The 26,233-nt window shown below is 70.5% G+C and carries 25 protein-coding genes; 13 read left to right on the top strand and 12 right to left on the bottom strand.

Features of this window, described 5'->3' with window-relative positions:
* Positions 1-34 precede the first annotated feature (34 nt).
* Both LIV37_RS23040 and LIV37_RS23035 read left to right on the top strand, forming a co-directional pair.
* Complete coding sequence (locus LIV37_RS23040) at positions 35-874, top strand: response regulator transcription factor (protein WP_020869506.1); 840 nt, start codon at positions 35-37, stop codon at positions 872-874.
* Between the two features lie 23 nt (positions 875-897).
* Positions 898-1,920 (top strand): LacI family DNA-binding transcriptional regulator, encoded by a 1,023-nt coding sequence (locus LIV37_RS23035; protein ID WP_020869505.1) that lies wholly within the window; start codon positions 898-900, stop codon positions 1,918-1,920.
* Positions 1,921-1,939: 19 nt separating this feature from the next.
* Here the strand turns inward: LIV37_RS23035 and LIV37_RS23030 are convergent, their stop codons facing one another.
* Entirely contained in the window at positions 1,940-2,653 is a 714-nt protein-coding gene (locus LIV37_RS23030; RefSeq protein WP_020869504.1) for an SDR family oxidoreductase, read from the bottom strand.
* Between the two features lie 116 nt (positions 2,654-2,769).
* On the opposite strand from LIV37_RS23030, the gene LIV37_RS23025 reads away from it, so the two are divergent.
* The 4 genes from LIV37_RS23025 to LIV37_RS23010 all read left to right on the top strand — a co-directional run bounded on the left by LIV37_RS23025 (position 2,770) and on the right by LIV37_RS23010 (position 6,861).
* Positions 2,770-3,378 carry a TetR/AcrR family transcriptional regulator gene (locus tag LIV37_RS23025; RefSeq protein ID WP_020869503.1) on the top strand — a complete coding sequence of 203 codons (609 nt, stop codon included), beginning with the start codon at positions 2,770-2,772 and terminating at the stop codon, positions 3,376-3,378.
* Positions 3,379-3,475: 97 nt separating this feature from the next.
* Positions 3,476-4,615, top strand: a complete 1,140-nt coding sequence (locus LIV37_RS23020) for a S1C family serine protease (protein ID WP_020869502.1) — start codon at positions 3,476-3,478, stop codon at positions 4,613-4,615.
* 87 nt (positions 4,616-4,702) lie between these two features.
* Positions 4,703-5,443 (top strand): response regulator transcription factor, encoded by a 741-nt coding sequence (locus tag LIV37_RS23015; protein ID WP_020869501.1) that lies wholly within the window; start codon positions 4,703-4,705, stop codon positions 5,441-5,443.
* Positions 5,440-6,861 (top strand): HAMP domain-containing sensor histidine kinase, encoded by a 1,422-nt coding sequence (locus LIV37_RS23010; protein WP_020869500.1) that lies wholly within the window; start codon positions 5,440-5,442, stop codon positions 6,859-6,861. Before LIV37_RS23015 ends, LIV37_RS23010 begins: the two co-directional genes overlap by 4 nt.
* Before the next feature lie 309 nt (positions 6,862-7,170).
* On the opposite strand, the gene LIV37_RS23005 is transcribed toward LIV37_RS23010, so the two are convergent.
* The 6 genes from LIV37_RS23005 to LIV37_RS22985 all read right to left on the bottom strand — a co-directional run bounded on the left by LIV37_RS23005 (position 7,171) and on the right by LIV37_RS22985 (position 13,200).
* Positions 7,171-9,114 carry an ABC transporter ATP-binding protein gene (locus LIV37_RS23005; protein ID WP_243146305.1) on the bottom strand — a complete coding sequence of 648 codons (1,944 nt, stop codon included), beginning with the start codon at positions 9,112-9,114 and terminating at the stop codon, positions 7,171-7,173.
* Positions 9,115-9,229: 115 nt separating this feature from the next.
* Positions 9,230-9,358, bottom strand: coding sequence for a hypothetical protein (locus LIV37_RS51795; RefSeq protein ID WP_020869498.1), 129 nt, complete (start codon positions 9,356-9,358; stop codon positions 9,230-9,232).
* Positions 9,359-9,670: 312 nt separating this feature from the next.
* Positions 9,671-10,969, bottom strand: a complete 1,299-nt coding sequence (locus tag LIV37_RS23000) for an LmeA family phospholipid-binding protein (RefSeq protein ID WP_020869497.1) — start codon at positions 10,967-10,969, stop codon at positions 9,671-9,673.
* Between the two features lie 101 nt (positions 10,970-11,070).
* On the bottom strand, positions 11,071-11,331 hold the full coding sequence (locus LIV37_RS22995) for an RNA recognition motif domain-containing protein (protein WP_020869496.1): 261 nt from the start codon (positions 11,329-11,331) through the stop codon (positions 11,071-11,073).
* Between the two features lie 111 nt (positions 11,332-11,442).
* A complete protein-coding gene (locus tag LIV37_RS22990; RefSeq protein ID WP_020869495.1) occupies positions 11,443-12,576 on the bottom strand; it encodes an NADH:flavin oxidoreductase in 1,134 nt (377 codons plus the stop codon).
* Positions 12,577-12,651: 75 nt separating this feature from the next.
* On the bottom strand, positions 12,652-13,200 hold the full coding sequence (locus LIV37_RS22985) for an NAD(P)H-dependent oxidoreductase (RefSeq protein WP_020869494.1): 549 nt from the start codon (positions 13,198-13,200) through the stop codon (positions 12,652-12,654).
* Positions 13,201-13,319: 119 nt separating this feature from the next.
* Between LIV37_RS22985 and LIV37_RS22980 the strand changes: the two genes are divergently transcribed.
* The gene (locus LIV37_RS22980) at positions 13,320-13,907 is read left to right on the top strand and encodes a TetR/AcrR family transcriptional regulator (protein ID WP_020869493.1); all 588 of its coding nucleotides are present in this window, start codon (positions 13,320-13,322) and stop codon (positions 13,905-13,907) included.
* Between the two features lie 337 nt (positions 13,908-14,244).
* Positions 14,245-15,213, top strand: a complete 969-nt coding sequence (locus tag LIV37_RS22975) for a methyltransferase domain-containing protein (RefSeq protein WP_121824608.1) — start codon at positions 14,245-14,247, stop codon at positions 15,211-15,213.
* A 220-nt stretch (positions 15,214-15,433) separates the two neighbouring features.
* Here the strand turns inward: LIV37_RS22975 and LIV37_RS22970 are convergent, their stop codons facing one another.
* Together LIV37_RS22970 and LIV37_RS22965 are read right to left on the bottom strand one after the other, a co-directional pair.
* The gene (locus tag LIV37_RS22970; RefSeq protein ID WP_020869492.1) at positions 15,434-15,628 is read right to left on the bottom strand and encodes a DUF397 domain-containing protein; all 195 of its coding nucleotides are present in this window, start codon (positions 15,626-15,628) and stop codon (positions 15,434-15,436) included.
* Positions 15,629-15,638: 10 nt separating this feature from the next.
* Positions 15,639-16,526 carry a helix-turn-helix domain-containing protein gene (locus LIV37_RS22965; protein ID WP_020869491.1) on the bottom strand — a complete coding sequence of 296 codons (888 nt, stop codon included), beginning with the start codon at positions 16,524-16,526 and terminating at the stop codon, positions 15,639-15,641.
* A gap of 181 nt (positions 16,527-16,707) precedes the next feature.
* On the opposite strand from LIV37_RS22965, the gene LIV37_RS22960 reads away from it, so the two are divergent.
* Complete coding sequence (locus LIV37_RS22960) at positions 16,708-17,142, top strand: ATP-binding protein (protein ID WP_020869490.1); 435 nt, start codon at positions 16,708-16,710, stop codon at positions 17,140-17,142.
* 163 nt (positions 17,143-17,305) lie between these two features.
* Here LIV37_RS22960 and LIV37_RS22955 read toward each other — a convergent pair whose 3' ends face one another.
* A complete protein-coding gene (locus LIV37_RS22955; RefSeq protein WP_020869489.1) occupies positions 17,306-20,362 on the bottom strand; it encodes an NACHT domain-containing protein in 3,057 nt (1,018 codons plus the stop codon).
* Positions 20,363-20,684: 322 nt separating this feature from the next.
* Between LIV37_RS22955 and LIV37_RS22950 the strand changes: the two genes are divergently transcribed.
* Positions 20,685-21,311 carry a M23 family metallopeptidase gene (locus LIV37_RS22950; protein ID WP_121824609.1) on the top strand — a complete coding sequence of 209 codons (627 nt, stop codon included), beginning with the start codon at positions 20,685-20,687 and terminating at the stop codon, positions 21,309-21,311.
* A gap of 52 nt (positions 21,312-21,363) precedes the next feature.
* Here LIV37_RS22950 and LIV37_RS22945 read toward each other — a convergent pair whose 3' ends face one another.
* On the bottom strand, positions 21,364-21,942 hold the full coding sequence (locus tag LIV37_RS22945) for a TetR/AcrR family transcriptional regulator (RefSeq protein ID WP_020869487.1): 579 nt from the start codon (positions 21,940-21,942) through the stop codon (positions 21,364-21,366).
* Positions 21,943-22,102: 160 nt separating this feature from the next.
* On the opposite strand from LIV37_RS22945, the gene LIV37_RS22940 reads away from it, so the two are divergent.
* From LIV37_RS22940 to LIV37_RS22930, 3 genes are all read left to right on the top strand, one after another.
* Entirely contained in the window at positions 22,103-23,740 is a 1,638-nt protein-coding gene (locus tag LIV37_RS22940; RefSeq protein ID WP_020869486.1) for an MDR family MFS transporter, read from the top strand.
* A 69-nt stretch (positions 23,741-23,809) separates the two neighbouring features.
* Positions 23,810-24,346: a helix-turn-helix transcriptional regulator gene (locus tag LIV37_RS22935; RefSeq protein WP_020869485.1), complete on the top strand. Its 537-nt coding sequence runs from the start codon at positions 23,810-23,812 to the stop codon at positions 24,344-24,346.
* A gap of 77 nt (positions 24,347-24,423) precedes the next feature.
* Positions 24,424-24,885, top strand: a complete 462-nt coding sequence (locus LIV37_RS22930) for a VOC family protein (RefSeq protein WP_020869484.1) — start codon at positions 24,424-24,426, stop codon at positions 24,883-24,885.
* 22 nt (positions 24,886-24,907) lie between these two features.
* Here the strand turns inward: LIV37_RS22930 and cseC are convergent, their stop codons facing one another.
* Positions 24,908-26,227 carry a two-component system sensor histidine kinase CseC gene (cseC, locus tag LIV37_RS22925; RefSeq protein WP_121824610.1) on the bottom strand — a complete coding sequence of 440 codons (1,320 nt, stop codon included), beginning with the start codon at positions 26,225-26,227 and terminating at the stop codon, positions 24,908-24,910.
* Positions 26,228-26,233: the final 6 nt, after the last annotated feature.

Here is a 26,233-nt window from a genome sequence, read left to right as displayed (position 1 = left end):
ACCTCGAGAAGACGGCCGGGGCAGGTGATGGACGATGAGTTCCCTCCTGCTGCTGACCAACGCACTCCAGCCCTCGACGGAGGTGCTCCCCGCCCTCGGCCTGCTGCTGCACAGCGTGCGGGTGGCCCCCGCCGAAGGCCCGGCCCTGGTGGACACCCCGGGCGCCGACGTCATCCTGATCGACGGCCGCCGCGATCTGCCGCAGGTGCGCAGCCTGTGCCAGCTGCTGCGGTCCACCGGCCCCGGCTGTCCGCTGATCCTGGTGGTGACCGAGGGCGGGCTCGCCGCCGTCACCGCCGACTGGGGCATCGACGACGTCCTGCTGGACACCGCGGGCCCGGCGGAGGTCGAGGCCCGGCTGCGGCTGGCCATGGGCCGTCAGCAGATCACCACCGACGACAGTCCGATGGAGATCCGCAACGGCGATCTGTCGGTCGACGAGGCCACCTACAGCGCCAAGCTCAAGGGGCGTGTGCTCGATCTCACATTCAAGGAGTTCGAGCTGCTGAAGTACCTCGCCCAGCACCCGGGCCGGGTCTTCACCCGGGCGCAGCTGCTCCAGGAGGTCTGGGGCTACGACTACTTCGGCGGCACCCGCACCGTGGACGTCCACGTCCGGCGGCTGCGCGCCAAACTGGGCCCGGAGCACGAGTCCCTGATCGGCACGGTGCGGAACGTGGGCTACCGCTTCGTCGCGCCGGAGAAGGTCGAGCGCGCCGCGGAGGAGGCCCGGGCCAAGGGCGCGGCGCGGGACGCCGGAGCGGGCGGCGCGGGGCGGGGCGGGCCCCCCGACGGCGCGGCCGGCTCTGCGGGCTCTGCGGGCTCCGCGGGCTCCGCGGCGAGGACCGCTGCCGCACGACCGGCCAACAGCTAGCTGGACCCGCGTAGACTTCGCGCGTGGCCAAGGTGACGCGGGATGATGTGGCAAGGCTTGCGGGAACGTCGACCGCGGTCGTCAGTTACGTCATCAATAACGGACCCCGGCCGGTCGCCCCGGCCACGCGCGAGCGGGTGCTTGCCGCGATCAAGGAGCTCGGCTACCGGCCGGACCGGGTCGCGCAGGCGATGGCGAGCCGCCGGACCGATCTCATAGGGCTGATCGTTCCGGACGCCCGGCAGCCGTTCTTCGCGGAGATGGCGCACGCCGTCGAGCAGGCGGCCGCCGAGCGCGGAAAGATGGTGCTGGTCGGCAACTCGGACTACCTGGACGAGCGCGAGGTGCACTATCTGCGCGCCTTCCTGGGGATGCGGGTGTCCGGGCTGATCCTCATCAGCCAGGGCCCGAGCGAGAACGCGGCGGCGGAGATCGAGGCCTGGGACGCCCGGGTGGTGCTGCTGCACGAGCGGCCCGAGGCGATCGACGACGTGGCGGTGGTGCTGGACGACGTCGGCGGCGCGCAGCTCGCGGTGCGGCATCTGCTGGAGCACGGCCATGACTATGTGGCCTGCCTCGGCGGCACCGAGATAACCCCCACCGTCGGCGACCCGGTCACCGACCACGTGCAGGGCTGGCGCCGCGCGATGCGCGAGGCCGGGCGGCCGGTCGACGGCCGGCTCTTCCAGGCCCCTTACAACCGCTACGACGCCTATAAGGTCGCACTCGAACTGCTCGCCGGTCCCGACCGGCCCCCGGCCATCTTCTGCGCCACCGACGACCAGGCGTTCGGCGTGCTGCGGGCGGCGCGTGAGCTGCGGATCGATGTCCCCGGCGAGCTGGCGGTGGCCGGTTTCGACGACGTGAAGGAAGCCCACCTCACCGACCCCCCGCTGACCACGGTCGGCTCCGACCGCCCCGCGATGGCGCGCGCCGCGGTCGACCTGGTCCTGGACGACGGCGTCCGGCTCTCCGGCTCCCGCCGCGAACGCGTCAAGCAGTTCCCCTCCGCTCTGGTGGTCCGCCACTCCTGCGGCTGCGCGTAGCGCTTCGCGCCACCGCTCGTCAGGGGCGGGTGTGTACGCCTATGCCTCCGGAGACGGTGAGGTTGTCGCCGGTGATGTAGCCGGCGGCGTCCGAGGCGAGGAAGGCCACGGCTTCCGCGATGTCGGCGGGAGCGCCGACGCGGCCGAGCGGGACGTCCCGGGCCCAGGAGTCGAGCATTTCCCGGGAGACGCCCAACTTGCCGTAGGCGGGGGTGTCGATCATTCCCGGGCTGACGGCGTTGACGCGGATGCGGCGGGGGGCGAGTTCGAGCGCGAGGGCCCGCATGAGGGGCAGCAGAGCACCCTTGGCGGCGGTCATGGCGGCTCCGATCCCTTCGCCCGCGCCCACGGTGAACACGACCGAGGCGCCCTCGTTGAGGAGCGGGAGCGCTTTTTGCAGGGTGAAGAAGGCGCCCTTGACGTTGATGTCGAACAGGGCGTCGAAGGCGTCTTCGTCGGTTGACTCGAGCGGACCGGGGCGGGAGATGCCCGCGTTGAGGAAGAGCAGGTCGAGGGAGCCGAATCGGCGGCGGGCCCGGTCCATCGCGTGGTCGAGGTCCGGCAGGGACCGTGCGTCGGCCCGGACGACCGTGACGTCCTCGGGAAGTCCGGCGTTGGCGACATTGCCGACGCCGGTGACCATGACGCGGTAGCCGCGGGAGTGGAGCAGTTCGGCGGTCGCCTTGCCGATGCCGCTGGTGCCACCGGTGATCAGAGCTGCGGATGCGGACATGATGCGTTCCTTTGCGTGGTGCCGGGGGATATTCATTGGCAGCGTACGTCAGCTTGGCAGAGACTGCCAGAAGTAGTGTGAGTGTCAGTCTGGCAGTGCTGAGCTAGTCTGGTGGCATGAAGCAGGAAGGCAGGACGGCGCCGGACGCACCGGCCACGCTGTGGGACCGGACGCGGCAGCTGGCCTCCCAGGAGATTCTCGAGACGGCTCTGCGCCTGTTCACCGAGCAGGGCTACGACGAGACGACCATCGCCCAGATCGCCCGGGAGGCCGGCGTCTCCCAGCGCACCCTCTTCCGCTACTTCGGCGCCAAGGAAGACCTTCTCGGCGGCGACCAGGGCCGGTTCGGGCAAGTCCTGACGGACACGATCGGCGAACAGCCCGCCGAAGCCGGTGTCTGGGAGGCCCTGCGTGCCGGGGTCGCCGCCGTGCTGGCCCTGCACGACAGCCGCGAACAGGCCCTGGAGCGGTTCCGCCTCCTGCACAACACCGCCTCGCTGCGGGCCGGTTGGCTCGAGAAGCGGCTGCGGTTCCAGGAGGAGCTGCTGCCGCTCGTCGAGGCGCGCATGGGCGCCGCTGTCGGCAGCGCGGATCCGAGGGCCCGCGCGGTGCTCGCGACAGCGTTCGCGTGCCTGGACGCCGCATCGATGGCGTGGGTCGACAACGACGGTAAGGGCGACATCCTGGACCTGTACGACGAGTGCCTGGCCGCGGTGCGCGGCTGACCCGCGGCGACATCCTTATGTCGGGCATACCGACTTCTGGTGGGGTTCTCAGCGGGCACTCACGGGACTCTCATACTCCGGCCGCAGAGTCATAGACATGACGGACAGCACACGCCGCAGCGGCGCAGACGAGCCCTATCCCTACGCGTACGGCGGCGGTGCGGGGTATCCCGATCCGCCCGCGTACCAGCCTCAGCAGCCGGTCACCACGCCGTCCGGGGTCACCGTATGGCCGGGTGACGGCAGTGGCAGTGGCGGGAGCGGCGCGGGGGAGGACGGCGGCGCGTTCGCGAGTGAGGGGGCGCACGGGGGCGGGGGACGGCGCAGGGCGCGGGTCTCGCGGCCGGTCGCGCTGATCGCGGCCGTGGCGGCGGTCTCGGCGCTCGTGGGCGGCGGGGCGGCCGCGCTGGTCACCAACGCCACCCAGAAGTCCGACACCACGGTCTCCACCCCCGTGGTCAACGCCAACTCCAGTAGCCACAGCGGGGTTTCGGCCGTCGCGACGGCCGTCAGCCCCAGCATCGTGGAGGTCAGCGCCAGCGGCACCAGCGGCCAGTCCACCGGCTCCGGCGTGGTGATCACCAGCGGCGGCGAGATCATCACCAACAACCACGTGGTCTCCGGCGCCGACGCGATCAAGGTGACCTTCAGCGACGGCAGCAAGAAGACCGCGACGGTCGTCGGCACCGACAGCAAGAAGGACCTCGCCCTGATCAAGGTGGAGGGCGCGAGCGGGCTGAAGGCCGCGTCCCTCGGCGACTCCAGCAAGGTCACGGTGGGCGACCAGGTCGTGGCCATCGGCTCGCCGGAGGGTCTCACCGGCACCGTCACCAGCGGCATCGTCTCCGCGCTCGACCGTGACGTCACCGTCTCCACGGACCAGGGCCAGGGCCAGGGGCAGGGGCAGGGGCAGGGGCAGGGCGGTCAGGGGCCGGGCGGCGGCGGGCAGTGGCCGTTCGAGTTCGGCGGCGGCCGGTACAACGGCGACGTCGGCTCCTCGACCACCACCTACAAGGCCATCCAGACCGACGCCTCGCTCAACCCCGGCAACTCCGGCGGCGCGCTGATCAATATGAGCGGGCAGGTCATCGGGATCAACTCCGCGATGTACTCCGCGGCCTCGGACCAGAGCTCCAGCAGCGCGGGCAGCGTCGGCCTCGGCTTCTCGATCCCGATCAACACCGTCAAGTCCGATCTCGCCACCCTGCGCGCGGGCGGAAGCGACAGCAACACCTGATGGACGTGCGAGGCTGGCAGCAGCGCCGCACAGCCCGCCGCGGCCACCTCCCCGCCCACCCGTCACCCGCTTTGAGGAAACCGACCCATGAGCCCCGCCGACCACGGCGATCAGCCGGCCCGCATCCTGATCGTCGACGACGAGCCGGCCGTCCGGGAAGCCCTTCAGCGCAGCCTCGTCTTCGAGGGTTACGCGACCGAGACCGCCGTGGACGGACTGGACGCGCTGGGCAAGGTCGGCTCCTACGACCCCGAGCTGATCGTGCTCGACGTGCTGATGCCCCGGATGGACGGGCTGACCGCCGCACGGCGGCTGCGCGCCACCGGGGTGACGCTGCCGATCCTCATGCTCACCGCACGGGACACGGTCGGCGACCGGGTCACCGGACTCGACGCGGGCGCCGACGACTACCTCGTCAAACCCTTCGAACTGGACGAACTGCTGGCCCGCATCCGCGCCCTGCTGCGCCGCAGCACCTATGCCGCTCAGCAGGGCGTGCCGCTGCCAGAGGGGGACGTGCTGGCCTTCGGCGATCTGCGGATGGACCTGACGACCCGCGAGGTCGCCCGGGGCGCGCGCCGCGTCGAGCTGACCCGGACCGAGTTCACCCTGCTGGAGATGTTCCTGGCGCATCCGCGCCAGGTGCTCACCCGCGAGCAGATCCTCAAGGCGGTGTGGGGCTTCGACTTCGAGCCGTCGTCCAACTCGCTGGACGTGTACGTGATGTATCTGCGCCGTAAGACCGAGGCGGGCGGCGAGCCGCGGCTCGTGCACACCGTACGCGGGGTGGGGTACGTCCTGCGGCCCGCGGAGGGCGAGCCCTCGTGAGGTTCCGCAGACTGCCGCTGCGCTCGCGGCTGGCCCTGCTGACCGCCATGGCGGTCGCGGTCGCGGTCGCGGTGTCCGCGTTCGCGTCCTGGCTGATCGTCCGGGAACAGCTCAGCGGCCAACTCGACTCGTCGCTGCGCAACGTCACGGTGGACGAGCGCAATGTGCTGAGCATCCTGGAGGCGTGCCAGAGCCCCGACGGCGCCGACGACCGCACCCCGCACGCCCTCGGCTCGTACTCCGTGCAGATCGTGCTCGCCGACGGGAGCCGCTGCACCCAGCCCGGCGCGACCAAGCTGCCGGTGACCACCGCCGATGTGGCCGTGGCCGTCGGGGAGCGGCCGAGCGCGCTGCACGACGCGACGGGCGCGGGCGGCGAGGACATGCGGGTGTTCACCTACCGGCCGGCCTCCGGCCCCGGCAGCCCGCTGCCGCGTGGGATCGCCGTCTCCATGGCCCGCCCGCTGAGCGAGGTCGCGCATCCACTGGGCACGCTCGCGCTGGTCCTGGCCCTCGTCGCCGGGGTAGGCGTCGTAGGCGCGGGAGCGGCGGGCCTGTGGATCGCCAGGACCGGGCTCAAACCCGTGGACCGGCTGACCGAGGCCGTCGAGCATGTGGCCCGCACCGAGGACCTGGCCGTGCGCATCCCGACGGAGGGCGATGACGAGATCGCCCGGCTGTCCCGGTCCTTCAACTCCATGACGGCGGCCCTCGCCTCGTCCCGCGACCGTCAGCAGCAGCTGATCGCGGACGCCGGGCATGAGCTGCGCACCCCGCTGACCTCGCTGCGGACCAATATCGAGCTGCTCGCGCGCAGCGAGGAGACCGGCCGCGCGCTGCCGCCCGCCGACCGTAAGGCGCTCATGGGGAGCGTCAAGGCGCAGATGACCGAACTGGCGGCGCTGATCGGCGACCTTCAGGAGCTGTCCCGGCCCGACGCGCTGCCCGGCAGCGGCCCCCCACAGGTGGTCGCACTGCACGAGGTGGTGCGGACGGCCCTGGAGCGGGCCCGGCTGCGCGGCACCCATCTCACGATCAACGCCTCGATCGAGCCCTGGTACGTCCGCGGCGAGGCGACCGCCCTGGAGCGGGCGCTGGTCAATCTGCTCGACAACGCCGTTAAGTTCAGCCCTTCGGGTGGTGTGGTCGACGTCGTCCTCAGAAGCGGAGAGGTACGGGTGCGCGACCACGGCCCCGGCATCCCCGCCGAGGAACTGCCGCATGTCTTCGAGCGCTTCTGGCGCTCCCCGTCCGCCCGCAGCATGCCCGGCTCCGGCCTCGGCCTGTCGATCGTGGCCCGTACGGTCCAGCAGTCGGGCGGCCAGGTGGGGCTGGAACCGGCCCCGGGCGGCGGCACGGTCGCCTGGCTCAGACTCCCGGGCGCGCCTATGGCTCCGCCGGGCATCGACCTGGGCTGAGCGCGGCCCCATCCGGCCCGGGTCCGGTCCGGCCTGGTCCGGATCTTTCCCCTCCCCGCCCCTTCCCGCAACTGGGGCTGCGCCCCAGACCCCATGCTGGGGCTGCGCCTCAGACGCCGTGCCGGGGCTTTGCCCCAGACCCCGGGCCAGGGCTCCGCCCCTGGACCCTGGGTCTGGGGGCAGAGCCCCGCCTTCCAGCCCCTCCAGGGGGCACCTCCCAGCGGTAGCTGGGGGAGCTTGAGGAGCGGGGTCCGGGGCGGAGCCCCAGTTGAGGGAAGGGGCGGGGAGGGGAACAGCCCGCCGCAGGCGTCACGATCCGCCGGAAACTCCGGTCAGGGAGCCGTCCCCGGAGCCGTGCAGCCGCGCGTACGCGCCGCCCAGCGCCAGCAGTTCGTGGTGTGTGCCCGTCTCCACGACCCGCCCGTGGTCCAGCACCAGGATGCGGTCCGCGTCCGGCGCCAGGTTCAGATCGTGGGTGATCATGATCGTGGTACGGCCGGACATCAGCCGTCGCAGCGGCCGCACGACCCGCCGCGCGGCCAGCGCGTCCAGACCGGTCGTGGGCTCGTCCAGGACGAGGACGGGCGCGTCGCGCAGCATCGCGCGGGCGATGGCGACGCGCTGGAGCTGTCCGCCGGACAGCCGTGCCGTATGCGGGTCGATCCGGGTGTCGTAGCCCTCGGGCAGCGCCGCGATGAAGTCGTGCGCGGCGGCGTCCCGCGCCGCCCGGACGATCTCGTGCTCGGTGGCCCCGGGGCGGCCGCTGGCGATGTTCTCGCGGATGGTCTCGTGCAGGATCAGGGTCTCCTGCGGCAGCAGCGTCACATGCGTCCGCAGAAAGCCCAGCGGCATCGCGTACAGCGGTACGCCGTCGAGCCGTACGAACCCCTCCGCCGGGTCGTAGAAGCGGGTCAGCAGCTTGGAGACGGTGGACTTGCCCGCCCCGCTCGCCCCGGTGATCAGCACGAACTCACCCGGCCGGGCGGCGAACGAGACCCCGGCCAGGGTGCGCCGGTCGCCCCCGGGGTAGCGGAAGCCGACACCGTCGAACTCCACCGTGCCGTGCACCCGCCACGGCGCCATCGCGGCCCCCGGCGGCGGATCGCTCACGGCGGGCTCGGCGTCGAGGATCTCCGCCAGCCGCTCGGCGCCCGCGGTGGCTGCCGTAAGGGTGAGACCGAGCTGTCCGAGGTTGCGGATCGGCGGGTAGAGATAGCCGAGGAAGGCGGCGAAGGCGAGCAGCTGGCCGATGGTCATCCGGTCCTGGGAGATCTCCCAGGCGCCGAGCCCGATCACGGCGAGCACGCACAGCGTCTCGATGACCTCGACCAACTGTTCGTACAGCTCGCTCATCCGGGCACCGGCCACCGACGCCCGCAGCCACGCCCGCGCCTCCCGGTCCAGCCGCCGCTCCTCGGCGTCCTTACGGTGGTACGCCTGCGTCAGCACGATGTTGCCGAGCGACTCCTCGACGACGGAGGTGATCGCGCCGTCGGCGACCCGCTCGTCCCGCGCGACCGAGCCGATCCGCCCGGAGAAGCGCCGCGCGGCCAGCCAGAACAGCGGCGCCAGGACGAAGGTGACCAGCGCCAGGTCCCAGCGCAGCCGGAAGGCGGCCACGGAGAAGAAGACCGTGCTGAAGACGGCGGAGACGGTGCTCACCACCCCGGAGACCACCATCTGCTCGATGGCCTCCACGTCCCCGGTGAGCCGCTCGACCAGATCGCCCTGGCGGTGGCGCTGGAAGAAGTGCGGCGGCAGATCCTGCACATGCGCGAAGACCCGGGCCCGCAGCCGCAGTACGAACCGTTCGGCGGTCCATACGGCGAGCGAGTTGCCCATATAGCCGACGCCCGCGCCGAGCACCGCGACCGCGAGCCACTGCGCGGCGGGGACCCAGAAGGCGCTGAGCGCACCCTGCCGCAGGGCGTTGTCGGTCAGATCGGAGAAGAGGAGGATCGCGGCGGTCTCGGCGAGCGCCGCGGCGATGACACAGGCGCAGATGAGCACCAGCCAGCGCCGGTCGCTCCCGGTGAGCGGCCAGAACCGGCGGAACGCCTGTCGCGCGGCCAGCCGCGGAGCGGCCCCCTCGCCGCCGGGCTCACCGTCCCCCGCGTCGACGGGCGGGTACTCCTCGGGAAGCTGAGGGGCCGCCTTCGGCTGATGACGTCCGTAAGGACGCGACCGCCCGAGGCGCCGATGCCGTCCCAGGCCGGTGGCCGCCGGGTCGGACCCGAGCGCGCGCAGCTGCATGGTGGGCTGGTCTTCGTAAGGGGTCACGGTCGGTCTCTCCCGCTCGGCTCCGGACAAGGCCGAGGCGGGCCCGCGGCGCGCTGCCGTGGACCCGCCCCTCTCGATGTGCGTGGGGTCAGCCGCCGATGGGGCGGCGGTGGGGCTTCTTCGGGCCCTTCTTCGGAGCCGGCTTCGGGGCGTGGTGCTTCTTCTTCGGCTCGGCCTTGCGGGCGGGCTTGACCGGGACGATCTTGTGGAAGCTCATGATGGTGCCTTTCGGAATTCGCTGTTTCTTTTCCTTTGCCGGAACCGTAATTCGGCTTCGACACGGAAGACATTAGGAGCGATATCCGTGAGCGAGATCGGACTGAGCTGTGCGTTTGCCCAGAACGGTCTCAAGGAATTTTTACGCGGGAGCTGGAACCGCGCGGTGGCCTGCCGCGTCCCGCGCGAAGCGCCTGCGCAAGGTGGTACGTGGGCAGGCGAGAGGGGATCTGCGGACATGCGAAAGGGCTGATGGCGGGTGCCACCAGCCCCTTTCGCAAAAGCCGAATGTGTTCGGTGAGTTCAGCCGGTTCTAGCGGGTCTTTCCGAAATTCAGCCCCGTACCGGCCAGATCGGCCCGAATCCCCTCCGGAGACACGCCGATGTTCGCCAACCGGATGCCCTTGGCCTTTTCGGGCAGCTGGAAGGAGAGCTCCAGCTTGTTCGTCAGCTCCGGCACCTTCATCCGCGCCAGCGCCGCCGCCACCGTCGGATCGATGCCGAGCTTCCTCGCCAGCTGGGGATGCTCGTTGGCCGCCTGGACGAGGTTGACCGCGAGCAGCGCGGGGACGAACCGCGGCGAGTCCGTGATCTCGTCCAGCTTCTGCTCGTCGTTCAGCGCCTGCCCCGCCTCCACCGGCGACACCCCGAGCTTCTCCGCCACCGACGGGATCGACAGCAGCGCCCGCGCCTTCTCGGAGTCCTCGCTGATCTGCTTGGCCGCCTTCTTGTGCAGATACAGCCCGGGGCGCGGCTCGGGGCCGGGCCGGTAGGTGGCGATCCCGGGGATGTCCAGCCGCATATCGGTGACGCTGGTGGAGATCCCGCGGTCTCCCTGGCGTCCGATATGTGCCTGGGCGTGCAGCGACACCTGCTGGCCCGCGACCGGCAGCTTCCCGTCCGCGCGCACCGAGCTGGGCCCCAGGGCCCGGAACCGCACCTGGGAGGCGCCCAGTTCACGGCTGAGGTCCTCGAAGGACAGCAGCACATCGCCCTTCATCCGGCCCACCGTCGCGCCCCTGAAGGAGCTGGGCAGATCCCCCACGATCCGGATGTCCTGGACCTGGGCGCGCACCTCGGCGAGCGAGACCCGGTCGGCCGCCACGTCCGGTACGGCGATGTCGACCTGCTGGAGATCCTTGCCCAGCACCTGGGTGAGGAACGGGAAGCCGTGGATGGTCACGTTCGGTGCCGTGGCCAGGTTCAGCTTCTTCTGGAGCTCCTGCTCGGCCTTGCGCTCGGCGTACATCACCGCGCAGCGGTCGCCCAGCACCAGCAGCAGCGCCAGCACGACCAGCCCGATCAGCGCCTTCGCGGTGCGCGGCACCGCCCGGAAGCGGCCGCGCCGACGCCGGGACGAGCGGCGGTGGTTGGGCGGCGACCAACCCGGTCCGTCGTCCCCGGAGCCCGACGCGGTCGGCTTGTCTCTGCGCCCGCCGAGGTCGGCGTCGTCGTCATCGTCCGACGTCAGGCCGAGGCCCAGCGGGTCGTCCGGATCGTACGGGTCGGCCAGCTCGGCCAGTTCCTCGTAGGGGTTCCGGTAGTGAACACCAGGTGAACCGCTGTGAGGATGTGGGGACTGGGGTGAAGGTATGCGTGTGGGGGATCGCATCAATCAATACCACCACGGCACACTGCCCCACCCGCAAGTCCTAGCGGCGATACGTGGCGAACGGCACGTTCCGATTTCGCCTTCCGTACACGCGCCGTTTCTCAGCGCGTGCCGCGTGAGACCGCCCTGGCCTCGGTGACCGTCACCGCCCTGCCGTCCATCTCGCAGCCGTCGAGCTGGGCCATCGCCTTCTCCGCGGCCACCTCGTCCATCTCCACGAACCCGAACCCCCGCGAGCGGCCGCTCTCCCGGTCGGTGATCACGGTCGCGTCCAGCACCTCGCCGAACTGCCCGAACAGGGTCGCCAGGTCCCGTGTCGTCGTCTGGTAGCTCAAGTTGCCCACATGCAGTCGTTTGGACATGACCGGCTCTCCTTGTTCTCCGTGGTTCCCAGAGGAGCGAACCGGCTCAATCCTCTCAGCGAGGTACGAAACCGGCCATCCACATGGGCTGAACCGGTCATCCCATACGACTCAGCGCAGCGTGCCGAGCTGCTCCACGGAGTACGGCACGAGCGTGTCCGCGCGTCCGGTCAGCACCTTCTCGGCCCACTCGGGGTCGGCGAGCAGGGCCCGCCCGACGGCCACGAGGTCGAACTCGTCCCGCTCCAGCCGGTCCAGCAGATTCTCGATGTCCGCCACCTGAGCCGGCCCGCTGCCGGTCCCCGGCACGAACGTCGGCAAGAAGTCCTGGTTGAGGCCGACCGAACCGACCGTGATCGTCGGCCTCCCGGTGAGCTTCTTCGTCCAGCCCGCGAAGTTCAGGTCCGAGCCCTCGAACTCCGGCGTCCAGTAGCGCCGGGTGGACGAGTGGAAGACATCCACCCCCGCCTCCGCCAGCGGCGTGAGCAGCGCCTCCAGCTCCTGCGGGGTCTCGGCCATCCGCACGTCGTAATGGTCCTGCTTCCACTGGGACGTACGGAAGATGATCGGGAACTCGGCGGAGACGGCCTTACGGCAGGCCGCCACCAGCTCGGCCGCGAAGCGGACCCGGGACGCCGGGTCGCCGCCGTAGGCGTCGGTACGGCGGTTGGTGGCGCCCCACAGGAACTGGTCGATCAAGTACCCATGCGCCCCGTGCAGTTCGACCCCGTCAAAACCGATCCGCTCCGCGGCGGCGGCCGCGTCGGCGAAGGCGGCGATCACCGCGTCCAGGTCGCCCTGCGTCATCGCCTGCCCGACCGGCTGCCCGTTCAGCCCGACACCGGACGGGCTCAGCACGGGCGCCTCGGGGTACGGGGGCGCCCCTTCCTCCCGCGAAACCCCCACATGCCAGATCTGCGGCGCGATCCGCCCACCCGCGCGATGCACCTGCTCCACGACCTCGGCCCACCCGGCCAGGGCGTCCTCCCCGTAGAACCGCGGCACGCTGCCGCTCAGCCCCGCCGAGGGGTGGTCGACATAGGTCCCCTCGGTAATGATCAGCCCCACCCCGGCGGCGGCCCGGCGCGCGTAGTACGCCACGACGTCGGCATTGGGTACGCCCCCGGGCGAGAACATGCGGGTCATCGGCGCCATGGCGATCCGATTGCGCACGGTGAGCCCACCCACGGTGAACGGACGGGACAGAACCTCGGCCGCGCGCTCGGCACTACTGCTTATGGACACGTGAATACTCCTTGACCGGACGTCACCACCGCGCGGAATCGCGCGACCCGGCCAAGCTAAAACCTGACGTCAACGTCAGAGGCAAGTACCGGAGGCCGCCTCCGCAGAGCCGAGAAGCTCGCGGTAGCGCTTGGCGTGCACGGCGAGGTTCTCGTCGGAGACGGTACGGGCGCCGTGCAGAACCAGCGGCTCGGCGAGACGCATGCCGATCAGGCGGGCGGTGGCGTCGAGGGGTGCCAGCAGCTGGGCCATCGTGAAACGGGAAGTGGGATCGACGGCAGCGTACGACTCTTCCGGCCCGCCTGTGGAGGTGACCAGCTGGAGGGTCTTGCCACGCAGTGCGGAGCCACTGCCGCCGTAGGCGAAACCGTGGGTGAGGACCTGGTCGATCCAGGCCTTGAGCACCGCGGGGACGGAGTACCAGTACCAGGGGAACTGCCACACGATCCGGTCGTGGTCGCGCAGCAGTTGCTGCTCACGGGCGATGTCGAAGCGACCGTCGCGGCAGGCGGGGCCGAGCTCGTGGATGGTGACGTGTGCGAGGTCGCTCACGGCCTCGGCCAGGCGGGCGGTGATGCGGGAGGAGGCCAGGTCGGGGTGGGCAACGACAACCAGGGTGCGCATAGAGGTTGATCCTTGACTGTGGTCGCTTCTTGTGACGGATCGTTCCGTACCGGAGTTTGTGACGGAACGATCCGTCTGTCAAGCTGAGGCCGTGCCCAGCGAAGCGGAAGGAGCGCACCATGGCTCGCAAGACAGCGGAGGAGAACCGGCGCCACGTCCTGGCCGTGGCGAGCCGCCTGTACTACCAGCGCGGCATCCGCGCTGTCGGTATGGACCTGGTGGTCAAGGAGAGCGGGGTCGGCAACGCCACCGTCTACCGCCAGTTCCCCACCAAAGACGCTCTCGCCAGCGCCTACACACAGGACCGCGCCGACGCCTGGTTCGAGCGCATGCGTCAGGCCTCCGACCAGGCCGACGACCCGCGCGAGAAGCTCCTCGCGATCTTCACGGCCGTCATCGAGGAGACCAGACTGCCCACCTTCCGGGGCTGCCCCATGCTCAACACCCACACCGAGTTCCCCGACCCGGAACACCCCGCGAACCGTGTGGCGGTCACCCACGAGCAACGGGTCCGCGACTGGATGCGTGACTTGGCAGCCGACGCCCGTGCTCGCGACCCCGAACAGCTCGCCGACGATCTACTCCTCGTCCTCAACGGCGTCTACGTCACCGCCACCGTCCTTGGCCCCCAGGGCCCCGCCCAGCGCACCGGTGAGCTCGCCCGTCGCCTCATTTGGACGGCCTGCGACGAACCTCGTCGCGCCTGAGCCCGGGCCTGACCGGCCGTGCCGGGCCCCCTTGGAAATCGCTTGATGCATTAGTTGCGGCAGATCAAGCATTTTCGAGAGGGGTACCCGGGGGGCCGCACCCACCGGCCCGTCGGCCGGCAACGCGCCTTACGCCCCTGTTGGTGCATACCGCGCTCTACTGCCCCTCGATGGGCGAAGCCCACACTGGTTGCCTGACCAACGATGCGAGGGGGTCCGACATGGGAACGCACGGCAAGCCGCCCACACCGGACCCACAGCCGAAGCAGCCGAGCCCGCGGGACTCGGACGGACAGCATCCGGATGTCTCCAGGCCGGGCGGCAGGACCCACCGCAAGTGACCGACCCGGGCGGGCTCCACGCGCGCGCGGCCGAGACGCTCGACATCCACGAGCCGTGGATACGGCGCGCGTTCGAGGCCGTCCCGCGGCACGAGTTCGTCCCCGGCACCGTATGGGTGGTGGACGGTGGCGTATACCGGCCGCTCCGCCGAGAGGACGACCCGGACCGGTGGGCCCGCATGGTGTACGACCCCGCACAGGCCATTGCCACCCAGGTGGACGACGGGGCCCCTGCCCCTGCCGGTGGCCATGTGCCCACCAGCTCCATCTCGGCACCGGCTGCCGTGGTGACCATGCTCGCCGAGCTGGACCTGCGGCCGGGGCATCGGGTGCTGGAGATCGGGGCGGGCACCGGGTACAACGCGGCGCTGTTGGCCGAGCGGGTGGGCGTTGAGCGAGTGACCACCCTGGAGATCGACCCGGACGTGGCCGACGGTGCACGAGCCGGGCCGCACCGGGCCGGGTACGGCGGGGTGACGGTGCTCGAAGCGGACGGCGAGCGGGGCTGGCGCGGCGGCGCACCGTACGACCGGCTGGTGGCGACGGCCTCGGTGACGACGATCCCATGGGCGTGGGCGGAGCAGGTGCGGCCCGGCGGCCTGATCCTGGCCCCCTTCCGGACCGCGTTCTGCTCGCACGGCCTCGCCCGGCTGACCGTCTCGGACAGCCGCGCCGAGGGCCGGTTCGCGGGCGCGGTGACGTTCATGGCGGTGCGGGGCCAACGCGCGCGTCCGCGCATCGATGCCGGGGGTGCCGCATCGGTCGGGTGCGGCGCCGCTCGCGCGCTTCGCGCGATTGAGCAGCGGGGCAGGGGGTGGGGGCGTCGGGTCGACCGCCGACCGCCGGGCCGGTGGGAGCGACCGCCGGTGGCGGCATCCGTGTGCGGGGGCGAGGCCCGTTGCCGGACTTCGCGTCCACGGCGACGCCGCAGGGGGTACCTCTCACGAAAACCTTTGACAAGGTAGTTGCTTCAGGTCAAGTGTTTTCGGAGAGGGTACCCGGAGGGGCCGCCCCACCGGACCGCGCTCGGGATCGGCATCGACCCCCGCGCGCGATGGCCGTCACAGCACGGACCCCCACCGGCCCGGCGGCCCGCAACGCGCCCTACGCCCCGGCCCCCGCCCGCCGCTGCTCAATCGCGCGAAGCGCGCGAGACGATGCCCGCGCCTGACATCCGGCCCGCGCTCAGAGGGTGCGGTCGAGGCGGCCAGCCTGTATGGCGCGTATGAACACGCCGAGCGCGGCGGGCGTCGTACAGACCACCGCGTCGGGCTCGTCACTCTCGCGTATGCGGATGCCATTGCCTGCGGCGGCGAGTTCTACGCAGTTGTCGCCTTGGCCTTCGCTGAACGACGACTTCCGCCATGTGGTCTGCGGCATGCTGCCTTCCTCAGTGGGTGTACAGGATGTGTTGGATGAGGCCCCACGAGTCACGCTTCTCGTGGAGCATGGGGGATTCGTCCGCCACAACTGGCGGCAGTGCGCCTTCGCTGAGCTCTTTGAAAGTGGCGCCGTAATGCGCCACGGACTCGGCATCTGCCAGGCGCAGCCGCGCGGATGGGTGATCGGCGACGACTGTTTCCAAGCCCGGCACACCTGTTCTGAGCAGCAGAAAAGGCGTGCTGTACCAGCCGCGTACGCCGACGTCGAACGGCAGTACCTGAACCGTGACCGTGGGAAGAATCGACGCCCGGATGAGGCGGGTGAGTTGCCCTCGCATGACCTGCGAGCCGCCGACCTCCATGCGAAGCGCTGCTTCGTGGATCACGGTGTGAAAGGTGGTCGAGGAGCCGGCGCCCAGGACGTCTTGCCGGGCCCTGCGGAAGCGGACGAGGTTGTCGATCTCGTCCTGGGTGGCGTCCGGGCGAGTGCTGCGGAAGAGGGCCCGCATGTATGCATCGGTCTGAAGCAGCCCCGGGATCAGAAGCGTCTCGTAGCTCTCCATGGCCGTGGCGCCTGACTCAAGCTCGGCGAGGTCAAGCGCGGACTGCGGGAAGCTCTTGCGGTACGCGGACCACCAGCCTTTGCCGTTGCTGTCGGCCATGCCGACGAGCGCCTTGATATAGGGAGCACTTGTGCACCCGTAGCCCTCGCAAAGACGACGCAGTCGGTCGCTCGGGATCGCCGTGCGGCCGCCCTCGATGTGCGTCAGGTGCACGCGACCCATGTCGATGAGCGCGCCCGCCTCATGCAGCGTCAACCCGGCTTGCTCGCGCAACCTTCGCAGCTCTGCGCCAAGGCGGCGCTGTCTCTCGGTGGGGTTGGTTCGCAGTGCCAACGGGGTCTCTCCTCAGGGTGTGGCCCACAGTCTGCCGTCAGGGGATGGGTCGGTCCACTCATTCTCGCGATCAGGTTGAACTTGTCATCCTTCAGCTCTACCGTGTGTGTGGTGGCAGTCACACAGCGGAGCTGTGTTGGGCCGCACGATGCCCGTTCACGAAGCGCCACGGAGGCGTCGCATGGGAGCACACGCACACCCGGAAAACCCGCACCGCTACACCCTCTCCGCCCCCGCCCTCCCCACCTCACCCCGCCTGTGCCGCGACTTCGTGCGCGGGATCTTCGCGGCCTCGGGACTTCCCCAACTGGCCGACGCGGCAGCGATCTGCACATCGGAGTTAGTCACCAACGTCCACCGGCACGGCAAGGGCGACGTACGGATGGCCGCCACCGTCCAGCACGACCGCGTCCGGGTGACCGTCCACGACGACAGCCCCGGACTGCCCTCGCCCCGCCGAGCCGCGACCGATGAGACCAACGGACGCGGCCTCTTCCTGGTCACGGCCCTCTCCGACATCTGCGGCATGACCACCGACGAACCCACCGAGGGCACCGGCAAAGCGGTGTGGTTCGAGTTCAACGTCCCGCCCACGCACACGAAAAGCCCCACATGAACCCCAACCCCCGCCGAGCGGGTCGCCACGATCCTCCGTGACGAGTTCGCCGCCCACGGCGTCCGGCTCCCCGACGTACGGGCCGACCTCAGCGACCCCCGCCAACCGCAACTGGAACTCGGCACCATCCCCCTCGGCACGGGCTTCGCGCTACTGCGCGTGCTCACGGACTACCAGCGCCTGCTGAAGGCCGAGCGAAGGCGGAAGAAGCCGTCACCGTGACGCCGGGCAATGCTGCGGCACCGCTGACCTCCACGTTGATCGTGACCGTCTCCAGGTCGGGGAGGGCGGCGAGCGGGGACAGGTCGAGGGGGCTGTCGGCGCCATGGAGGAGCGCGACGTTCAGGTGGCGGAGTCGGGGGAACGCCATGGCCAGCCAGGTGGCGTCCAGGCTTTCGGCCCGGGCACTCAGATCCAGCCAGGTGATGCGGGGCGGGAAGTGGCGGGGGTGGACACCCGTCTGGTCGATGACGATCTTCAGCCGGTCCAGGGCCGTCAGTTCGCCCAGGCCCTTGGGGAAGAAGGTCCGGCCCGCCGGGCCCGGCGGTTCGTAGACCAGGGTGTGGAGGGGGAGTTCGCCCAGGGGGGAGAGGTCGCGGGCCGCGAAGCAGCCGGTCAGATAGAGCGTTTCGAGGTTCGTCAGGTGGCCGAGCGCGGTGCCGAGGTCGCTCATCACCTCATTTCCGTTCAGCCGCAGTCGGGTCACCTCTTCCCCGTCGAGGCTGTCCCTGATCTCGTCCGCCGTGAAATCCCCGCGCAGGATCAGCCACGGACGCGGACCCGTGTCCAGGAGCAGCCGCAGATGCTCCATGGTCTCGGCCACGAAGTACAGGTCGTCCCGGTCCAGGCGGAGGATCACCTCGTGGAAGTACCGCTCGGTGTCGTACCGCCCCCAGCTCGACGCCAGTTGCGCGCGTACCCCGACCGCCGGGTGGTCGGCGAACCTCGCCAGATAGGGGATCGCCGCGTCCACCGGTATGCGTGAGGCCGTCACCACGCAGCATTCCGCCACCTCGTCCGTCAGCCCCTCCGGCCCCGGAAGGAGCCCCAGCACCAGGGGGCCCACCGTGGCCAGCTCCCGGGCTCGGGGGATGGTCATGGGCGGGACGAACTCCATCGCGTTCCGCGTGACCTCGTCCCGTATCGCCGGGTCCAGATCGGGCGCGTGTTCCAGGCAGGCCATGGCGAGCAGGAACAGCCGAAGTGCCGACTCGGCGCTGTTCTCGTGCCGTGCCACCTCCAGCAGCTTGCGCAGCAGCTCCGCCCGCTCGCGGGGCCGCCCATGGGCCACCGCCATGCGGATGACGTCCTCCCACTGCGCGTCATGCGCGTTGCGGATCAGCAGGCCGACGTCCCATGCCTCCACCGCCGCCTTCGCGCCCAGGTAGTCCTGGAAGGTTCGGTGGACGAAGTCCACCGCGCTGACCGACGGCTCGCGCAACAGCCCGCTGCGCAGCAGCAGATGGCGCAGGATGGCGGGCGCGTCGCCCAGGTCCCGGGCGGCGGGGACGGAGGGGAGGGCCTCCTCGATGAGGTGTTCCGCGCGGTCGCGGTCCAGCTCGGCCTCGCCGTTGCGGATCAGGTAGTAGGCGAGCCGCTGGAGGAGCTGGATCTGCGGCTCCTCGTCCAGCTGGACGTCGCCCGGCGCGTAGATGTGGCGCTCGGTGTCGCGCCGCGTCAGCAGCATCGACAGCGCCGCGTCGTACAGCGCCTTGCGGCCCGGCGGCAGATAGCCGCGGCGGGCGCGGTGCAGGGCGCAGATCAGGCCGCACATCAGGGGGTTGGTGGCGAGCCGGCTCAGATCCTGCTTGGTGCGGACGGCGGTGTGCAGGGCCGACTCGTACGCGTTCAGCGTCGTCCGCTCCTCCTCCGTACGGCAGGTCTGGCGCGCCGCCTCGTGCCAGCGTTCGATGAACGCCGCCATGTCCTCGCGGCTCATCGGGGACAGCGTGAACTCGGCGAAGTCCTGCGCCCCCAGCCAGTCCTCGGCGACGGCCGAGGGGCGGGAGGTGACCAGCCACAGATTGTCCGGGTAGGCGATGAGGAGGTCGGCCAGCCAGGCGCGGGTGCGCTCGCGGTCGCGCTCGGGGATCTCGTCGATGCCGTCGATCAGCAGCAGCCCGCGCCCGGCGGTCAGGACGCGGTCGGCCCAGCCGGGTGGCTGGGCGCCGTCCAGGGGGTTGTGGACGGAGGCGAGGAAGGAGGCCGGGGAGGGCAGGGACTCCTGACGGGCGATCGTGCGCAGGGGGAGGACGAACGGGACGCGGCCGATCAGCTGCTCCAGTCCGCGCAGCGATTCCTGCCGCGCGGTGCAGACGGCGAGCCACTGCACGAGCGTGGTCTTGCCGGAGCCCGCGATTCCGCGCAGTAGCACCCGCTGATGGCCGGAGAGCGCCCGGTCGGCGGGGAGGACGGCGGGGAGTGCGGTGTGCTGTGGCTCGGCGGGGGCCTCGTCGCCGAGCGGCCCGAACGCGCTCAGCGGACGCTGCTCATCGGACGGCACCGCCTCCAGGCTGAGATACGCCGCGTCCAGCGGCCACGTGGCCTCCGCGAGGCTCAGGTCGATCCCGACGATCGTCAGCGTGGAGTGCTTGCCGATCATGTACTCGGCGTACCGCCGCTCGAACCCCGCGTCCTGCGCGGATTGCGACGGGATGCGCTCGATCAGGATGTCGATCTTGGTGATGAGGTCGCTGAGCTGGCCGCTCTGCTCGACGAGGGAGCGGGCGACGAAGGTCGAACGCTGGGTGAAGAAGTGCAGGATGTGCAGGCAGGCGGTGTCCAGCAGACGCTCGTGGAGCGCCTCGCCGCCCTGGCTGAGGTGCAGCGTGTCCCGTCCCCGCGTACGGGTGGCGTGGGTCAGCTCATGGGCCAGTCCGCGGTGGCCGAGCTGCACCGCCTGGACGTCGTTCATGTCGAGGTCGCCGAGCGCGTACAGCGTGGTGGCCAGCTTCTCGGCGACGAGCTCGTCCTCGTCGGCGGGGCAGGGCCGCTCGCCGGGGCCGGCGTGCCGGGTGGCCTGTGCGACCAGTTCGGCGGCCAGCTTGGTGAGGTCTTTCTCGGTGAGGGTGCGCTTCTCGCCCCGGAACGAGATGAGGGAGGAAATGCGGACCGGCTGGTTCACCAGCCCGGCGCCCGGCCCCTCCTTGACGAACAGCCTCTTGATGAGCGGTGTGACGACGCTCGACGCGAGCCGAGCGCCGATGGTTGCGGGATCCACGTCCCATTCCCCCCGGTAGTCGTGTCCCCCCGGCCGCGGAGGGCCGCCGACAGCGTACAGCGGGGTAAGGCCCTTGGTCCCGAACCGGACATCCGAAAGTCCCTGCGAAGGTGACATCCCGCACAGGCCGTCCGGGGTCTACTACGGAAAATAGGGGATCTCGCAGGTCAGAGGTGTGACAGGAGTTTCTGGGAATTCCGCGTGGGATACGGCTCCTCATAAGTAATTCGCTACGTACCCACTTAGTAGAAGAACACCTTGGCCTATTAACGAGAACGGGATAACAAGGGGCGTTCCGAAGACGCTTCTGGAGGTACTTCCCATGGCCCCGCGCGCCACAAACCGCCGATTCTCGCTTACGTCCGTGTCCAGGGGGCGCGCCGCCGTGGTCGCCATGGGTCTGGGGGCCTCGCTCGCGCTCGGCGCCGGCACGGCGTTCGCCGTGGGGACGGGCACTGCCGCCGCCGCCCCGTCCGTCAGTCAGGCCGCCGCGAAGGCGCCTGCCCCGAAGGCCCCCGCGAAGGCGGCGAACGCCTGGGAGACCCCGGTCGACAAGTTCTCGATAGGCGCCGCCTTCGGCCTGGCGGGCAACCTCTGGTCGCACAACCACAGCGGTCAGGACTTCGTCGTGCCGACCGGCACCCCGGTGCACGCGGCGCACGGCGGTGTGGTCGTCAAGGCGGGCCCGAACGGCGCCGGTGACGGCCCCGCGTACGGCAACGCGATCGTGATCAAGCACGACAACGCGACGTACTCGCAGTACGCCCATCTGTCCCGGATCGACGTCCGGATCGGGCAGTCCGTGAGCACCGGCCAGCAGATCGGCCTGTCCGGCAGCACCGGCAACTCGACCGGCCCCCACCTGCACTTCGAGATCCGTACGACGCCGAACTACGGCTCCGCCGTCGAGCCGCTCAAGTTCCTCCGCGACCACGGCGTCAAGGTCTGAGGCGTCAAGGTCTGAGGCGTCAGGGTCTGACGCTCACGCCTGACCACATGCGTCATCCGTGGGTCGATGGCGTATGCGCCTGCTTCATCAGATCGAGGGCGACTTCCAGGACAGCCTTCCGCTTGTCCTCGGGGTCGCCCTCGACCGTCTGCAGCGCGAACATCCGCGCATGCATGCTGAACAGCGCGGTGACGCTCCGGACCTGGTCGACCAGGGGCGCCTCGGGGTCCCGGACCAGGGCGGACATCGCGAGCATCCGGCTCTTGAAGATCTGGCCGATGCTCAGGTCGCGCATCGTCGCCTGGTTCTCCTGCACGAAGCGCATCAGCGGCTCGCCGATGTCCATGGCCGCGCTGTAGCGGCGCAGCAGTTCCTGCTTGGTCTCCAGGGTGCGCGGCTGCTGCTCGCCCCAGGCGATCAGCTCGTCCATCGGCCGTCCCAGGTCCTGGAACAGGCTGTGGACGATGTCCTCCTTGGTTTTGAAGTGGTAGTAGAGGGCCGCCTTGGTGACCTCGAGCTGCTCGGCGATCTCGCGCAGCGACGTCTTCTCGTAGCCGTGTTCGGCGAAGAGTTCCAGGGCGACGTCCTGGATGCGCTGACGGGTGTCGCCTCGCCGCGGTGTGCTGCCCATGGTGCTCTCCTGATGGTGGTGTGGCTGCCGTCGGCAGGCCGAACGTAACTTACTTGACGCCCGGCTAGTTGGCGCCTTACCTTCTCTACTGTACTGAACTAGCCGGGCGGCAAGTAAGTGTGCGTCAGGGCTCTCATCATCCAGGGGGGAGACGGAGAACATGGTCCGCAAACAATCAGACGACGAAGCGTCATCCGCTTCGGCACCGGCTCAGGCCGCCCGGGAGGCCCAGCGGCCCCCGGCCAAGGCCGAGCCCAAGCAGCGCAGCACCAGCGTGGTGATATTCGCGCTGATGATCGCGATGCTGCTCGCGATGCTCGACAACATGATCGTGGGCACCGCGATGCCGACCATCGTCGGCGAGCTCGGTGGCCTCGATCACCTCTCCTGGGTAGTGACCGCGTACACCCTGGCCACCGCCGCCTCGACCCCCATCTGGGGCAAGCTCGGCGACATGTACGGCCGTAAGAGCGTCTTCCTCACCTCCATCGTGATCTTCCTCGCTGGCTCGGCGCTGTCCGGTATGGCGCAGAGCATGGGTGAGCTGATCGGCTTCCGGGCCATCCAGGGCCTGGGCGCGGGCGGTCTGATGGTCGGCGTGATGGCGATCATCGGTGACCTGGTGCCGCCCCGTGAGCGCGGTCGCTACCAGGGCATCATGGCCGGTGTGATGGCCGTGGCCATGATCGGTGGCCCGCTGGTCGGCGGCACCCTGACCGACCACCTCGGCTGGCGCTGGATCTTCTACATCAACCTCCCGCTCGGTGCCATCGCCCTCGCGGCGATCACCGCGGTGCTCCACCTGCCGAAGAAGCGGTCCGAGGGACGGATCGACTACACCGGCGCGGCCCTGCTGACCGTGGGCATCACCGCGCTCGTGCTGATCACCACCTGGGGCGGCAACGAGTACGCCTGGGGGTCGGGCCAGATCATCGGGCTCGGGGCGGTCGGTGTCCTCTCGCTCATCGCGTTCCTGTACGTGCAGACGCGGGTCGCCGAGCCCGTACTGCCGCTGCACATCTTCCGGAACTCCAACTTCTCGCTGGTCACCGCGATCGGTTTCCTCACCGGTTTCGTGATGTTCGGCTCGACCACCTTCCTGCCGCTCTACCAGCAGACCGTCCAGGGCGCCACGGCCACCAACTCCGGGCTGCTGCTGCTCCCGATGCTGCTGGGCATGCTGGTCGTCTCGCTGGTCGCGGGCCGGGTCACCACCGCGACCGGCAAGTACAAGATCTTCCCGATCGTCGGCGGTCTCCTGATCACCGTCGGGATGTTCCTGCTGTCCACGATGGACACCGAGACCACCCGCTTCACCTCCGGTCTCTTCATGGCGGTGCTCGGCATGGGCATGGGCTGCCTGATGCAGACGACCATGCTGGTGGCGCAGAACAGCGTCGAGATGAAGGACATGGGCGTGGGCAGCTCCTCCGCCACCCTCTTCCGCACCCTGGGCGGCTCCTTCGGCGTCGCCATCCTCGGCGCCCTGTTCACCAACCAGGTGCGGGACACCATGACCGAGCGGGGCGGGGGCAAGGCAGCGGCCATCACCTCCGGGAGTGCCCAGCTCGACCCGGCCAGCCTCAAGCTGCTGCCGCCGCCCATCCGGGACGCGTACACCCACGCGGTGGCCAGCGGTGCCCACCAGGTGTTCCTGTGGGGCGCGCTGATCAGCATCGTCGGCGCCGTCGCCGCCTGGTTCGTCAAGGAGGTCCCGCTGCGCGGGGCCGCCGCCAAGCCGGCCGACAGTAGTGACGAGACCGCGGCCGAGACGGCACCGATCGCCGAGACCGTCTGACCAACGGTCCGGGTGGGCGGGGTCGCCATCAGGGGGCCGCTGTCAGCGGGGCATGGCAGCATCGGACCCATGGTGACCTCGCCGGACGAGGCGCGGCTGGCGCACCTGCGCCGGCTGCGCCTCGCGAAGGACGTGATGGACCGCGACTGGGCCGAGCCGCTCGACCTGGACGCGGTCGCCGCGCACGCCGGCTATTCGCGCTACCACTTCATCCGCGCCTTCAAGGGTGCCTACGGATCCACCCCCGGGCAGTATCTGACCCGGCGCCGCATCGAGCGGGCCGAGGAGCTGCTGCGCTCGGCCAATCTCTCGGTCACCGAGATCTGCTCGCTCGTCGGCTTCAGCAGCCTCGGCACCTTCTCCACGAGCTTCAAGAGGCAGACCGGGCTCACCCCCAGCGGCTACCGGGACCTGTACGTCGGCCGGGCCGCGGCGGTCATCCCGGGGTGTTACGCGATGCTGTGGTACGGCGGGCGCGACGCCCGCGCCCCTGGCCCCGACGCCCGCGCCCCCGGTTCCGACGCCTGCGCCCCCGGCTCCCGCACCCCCGGCTCCGACGCCCGCGCCCCCGGCTCCGAGGACCGCAATTCTCAAGAAGCGGAATGAATCCGCCGCTGCCTACCGTGGCCACGTCGCGACGACGCGCGCGGCCCACGCCCACCCCGATAGCGCCGGAGGCAGCAATGATCAAGGGGATGTCCATCGTCACCGTCTGGGTCCTCGACCAGGACCGGGCCAAGGAGTTCTACACCGAGAAGCTGGGCTTCGAGGTCCGCACCGACATGAGCATCGGCGAGGGCGGCGGCGGTATGCGCTGGCTGACGGTCGGCGCCAAGGACCAGCCGGATGTGCAGCTGACCCTGATGGTGCCCAGCTCCCCGGGGCTCGACCCGGAGTCCGCCGAGGCCCTCCGGACGCTGGTCGCCAAGGGGGTGCTCGGCGCCGGGGTGTTCACCACGGACGACATCCACGGGGACTACGAGGCGCTCAAGGCGAGGGGCGTGGAGTTCGTCCAGGAGCCCCAGGAGCGTCCGTACGGCACCGAGGCGCTCTTCCGCGACGACTCCGGCAACTGGTTCTCGTTCACCCAGCCCCGCGCGGAGATGGACTTCAGCAAGCCCTGGGACGGCTGCACCTCGAGCTGAGCGCCGGGTACCCCGGGCCGGCTCAGTCCGGCACCTCGATGATCGGGAAGCTGCCGGTGTTGGTGGGCGCGGACTCCGGCAGCCAGAGCACGGCGACCGCGCCTGGGCACTCCCCGTCCGCCTCGTCGCCGCTGTCCATCAGCGGATCGGCGTTGCGGAACGTCAGCCGGGCGCCCAGCACCCGCGCCTGGCCCGCGGCTATGGTCAGCCCCAGGCCGTGCCCGGTGCCCGCGCGGTCCTTGCTGCCGGTGCGGAACCGGCTCGGCCCGTCCTTCAGCAGCTCCTCCGGGAAACCGGGGCCGTGGTCGCGGACGCGCAGTATCCGCCCTTCGACGGTGACCTCGAAGGGCGGTTTGCCGTGCCGGGCGGCGTTGGCCAGCAGATTGCCCATGATCCGCTCCAGCCGCCGGGGGTCGGTGGAGACATGGGCGTCGCGCACCACGTTGACCGCCGCGTCGGGGTCCACCGCCCGGACCCGGCGGGTGATGAACTCGGCCAGGGCTATCTCCTGGAGCTCCGCGCGCTCCGCGAAGCCGTCCAGCCGCGCCACCTCCAGGACGTCCTCGACCAGGGTGCGCATCGCCTGCGCCCGGTCCCGCACCAGTTCGGTGGGGCGGCCCGGCGGCAGCAGTTCGGCGGCCGTGAGCAGCCCGGTGACCGGGGTGCGCAGCTCGTGGGCGATATCGGCGGTGACCCGGCGCTCCGCCTCCAGCCGCTGCTGCAGCGCCTCGGCCATGCCGTCGACCGCACGCGCCAGATCGTCGGTCTCGTCGCGCACCCGGCCGCCGATCGACTCGCGCACCCGCACCTCGGAGTCGCCCTCGGCCAGTTTGCGGGCGGCGGTGGCCGCCTTGCGCAGCCGCCGGGACAGCTGGTCGCCGATGAGCACACCGAGCGCGATACCGCCCAGCACCACCGCCACCGAGCCGATGATCAGCACCCGGTCCAGGTCGTTGAGGACCGCGAACCGGTCCTGGAACTTGGTGTGGACGGACAGCACCTTGCCGTTCCGCAGCGGCACCGAGGCCCACACCTCGGGGGTGCCGGTGCCGGAGTCCTCCAGATAGGTGGCGCGCTGGCCGCGCCACGCCTCCTTCTTCAGCTGCTCGGGCAGATGGGGGTCGTCCAGCTTGGCGCCGAACCCCAGCACCCGGGACTGCTCGTACCACCGCTGGGCGACCTTCACCCGCTCGTCCATCACGGTGCGGCTGTTGTCGAGCATCGACACACGGGCCGCGTTGTGGACGACGAGGCTCAGCACCACCGCCACCAGCGTGCTCACGGCCGCGATGGCGAGGCTGACCTTCCACCGCAGGCCGGTGCGCAGTGCCAACCGCCGCAACGCCGC

It is taken from the genome of Streptomyces rapamycinicus NRRL 5491 (genome assembly GCF_024298965.1).
GTDB classification, from domain to species: Bacteria; Actinomycetota; Actinomycetes; order Streptomycetales; family Streptomycetaceae; genus Streptomyces; species Streptomyces rapamycinicus.
Note: the sequence above shows the minus strand (reverse complement) of the source record. Positions and strands in the feature narration are given on the sequence as shown.

Excerpts from the sequence above, each read along its gene's own strand:
- LIV37_RS23040 (WP_020869506.1), top strand. The coding sequence starts at position 35 with ATGAGTTCCCTCCTGCTGCTGACCAACGCACTCCAGCCCTCGACGGAG.
- LIV37_RS23030 (WP_020869504.1), bottom strand. The coding sequence starts at position 2,653 with ATGTCCGCATCCGCAGCTCTGATCACCGGTGGCACCAGCGGCATCGGC.
- LIV37_RS23025 (WP_020869503.1), top strand. The coding sequence starts at position 2,770 with ATGAAGCAGGAAGGCAGGACGGCGCCGGACGCACCGGCCACGCTGTGG.
- LIV37_RS23020 (WP_020869502.1), top strand. The coding sequence starts at position 3,476 with ATGACGGACAGCACACGCCGCAGCGGCGCAGACGAGCCCTATCCCTAC.
- LIV37_RS23015 (WP_020869501.1), top strand. The coding sequence starts at position 4,703 with ATGAGCCCCGCCGACCACGGCGATCAGCCGGCCCGCATCCTGATCGTC.
- LIV37_RS23005 (WP_243146305.1), bottom strand. The coding sequence starts at position 9,114 with ATGCAGCTGCGCGCGCTCGGGTCCGACCCGGCGGCCACCGGCCTGGGA.
- LIV37_RS51795 (WP_020869498.1), bottom strand. The coding sequence starts at position 9,358 with ATGAGCTTCCACAAGATCGTCCCGGTCAAGCCCGCCCGCAAGGCCGAG.
- LIV37_RS23000 (WP_020869497.1), bottom strand. The coding sequence starts at position 10,969 with ATGCGATCCCCCACACGCATACCTTCACCCCAGTCCCCACATCCTCAC.
- LIV37_RS22995 (WP_020869496.1), bottom strand. The coding sequence starts at position 11,331 with ATGTCCAAACGACTGCATGTGGGCAACTTGAGCTACCAGACGACGACA.
- LIV37_RS22985 (WP_020869494.1), bottom strand. The coding sequence starts at position 13,200 with ATGCGCACCCTGGTTGTCGTTGCCCACCCCGACCTGGCCTCCTCCCGC.
- LIV37_RS22980 (WP_020869493.1), top strand. The coding sequence starts at position 13,320 with ATGGCTCGCAAGACAGCGGAGGAGAACCGGCGCCACGTCCTGGCCGTG.
- LIV37_RS22970 (WP_020869492.1), bottom strand. The coding sequence starts at position 15,628 with ATGCCGCAGACCACATGGCGGAAGTCGTCGTTCAGCGAAGGCCAAGGC.
- LIV37_RS22960 (WP_020869490.1), top strand. The coding sequence starts at position 16,708 with ATGGGAGCACACGCACACCCGGAAAACCCGCACCGCTACACCCTCTCC.
- LIV37_RS22950 (WP_121824609.1), top strand. The coding sequence starts at position 20,685 with ATGGCCCCGCGCGCCACAAACCGCCGATTCTCGCTTACGTCCGTGTCC.
- LIV37_RS22945 (WP_020869487.1), bottom strand. The coding sequence starts at position 21,942 with ATGGGCAGCACACCGCGGCGAGGCGACACCCGTCAGCGCATCCAGGAC.
- LIV37_RS22940 (WP_020869486.1), top strand. The coding sequence starts at position 22,103 with ATGGTCCGCAAACAATCAGACGACGAAGCGTCATCCGCTTCGGCACCG.
- LIV37_RS22935 (WP_020869485.1), top strand. The coding sequence starts at position 23,810 with ATGGTGACCTCGCCGGACGAGGCGCGGCTGGCGCACCTGCGCCGGCTG.
- LIV37_RS22930 (WP_020869484.1), top strand. The coding sequence starts at position 24,424 with ATGATCAAGGGGATGTCCATCGTCACCGTCTGGGTCCTCGACCAGGAC.